The organism is Serratia sp. Ag1 (assembly GCF_000743355.1).
Lineage (GTDB): Bacteria > Pseudomonadota > Gammaproteobacteria > Enterobacterales > Enterobacteriaceae > Chania.
In genome coordinates, this window is sequence record NZ_JQEI01000102.1 from 1 (window position 1) to 853 (window position 853).

Annotated in this window: 1 protein-coding gene; it reads left to right on the top strand. The window is 72.9% G+C overall.

What is annotated here, in order from left to right:
• Positions 1–853 (top strand): thiamine pyrophosphate-binding protein (locus IV04_RS24515; RefSeq protein ID WP_037441827.1); only part of this gene is annotated, 853 nt, incomplete at both ends.

The following is an 853-nucleotide window of genomic DNA, read 5'->3' on the forward strand; positions in this document are numbered from 1 at the left end:
CCCGGCTCCCGGTCGCAGGCGCTCGCGCTGGCCGCCGCAGCTGCGGAGGCCGGCGGTGCTGTTCGCCTGCACGTGCGCGTCGACGAGCGCTCGGCCGGGTTCTTCGCGCTGGGCGTTGCACGTGAAACGGGCGTTCCCGCGCCGATCATCGTGACGAGCGGCACCGCGGTCGCCAACCTCGTGCCGGCCGCGCTCGAAGCGCACGAAGCTCGTGTTCCCATGCTGCTGCTGACCGCGGACCGGCCGGACGAGCTTCGGGGCATCCGCAGCAATCAGACCACCCGGCAGGGTGAACTGGTCGGCGCGTTCGCCCGGCTCGTGCTCGAAGTGCCGGCTCCCGCTGCAGTGCCGGACTCGACGGAACCGCCCTGGATCGCCGGATTCGAGCCGGACCGTCTGGCTCGGACGGCGCTGCAGGCCGCCCGCGGCACCTCCGAGCGACCGGCGGGTCCGGTGCAGCTCAACCTCGCGTTCCGCGAGCCGCTCTCCGGCCCTCCGCTCGGCGGGAACCTGCGCGTCGGAACTGAGACGTTGACCGTTTCCGAGCTCTTCGCCTCCGCGCGCGCGGACGCCGATCGCGAACTCGACGGGGAGGAACCCGCCGCGGGTCCTGCAGGAGACCGCCCGAGGCTCGAGGCGATGGGCGGCGGAAATCGAGCGGTGCCCGAGTGGCCGGGTGCAGAAACCTACGTGCACGACGACGGCGTCCGTGCGGTGGTCATCGCGGGTGCGGATGCCGGAGACCGGGCCGAGGCCTTCGCCCACGACGCCGGTCTGCCGCTGCTCGCCGAGGTCGTCAGCGGTGTGCGGTTCGGGCGTGAAGCGGTGACGAACTACTCGGCGCTGCTCGACG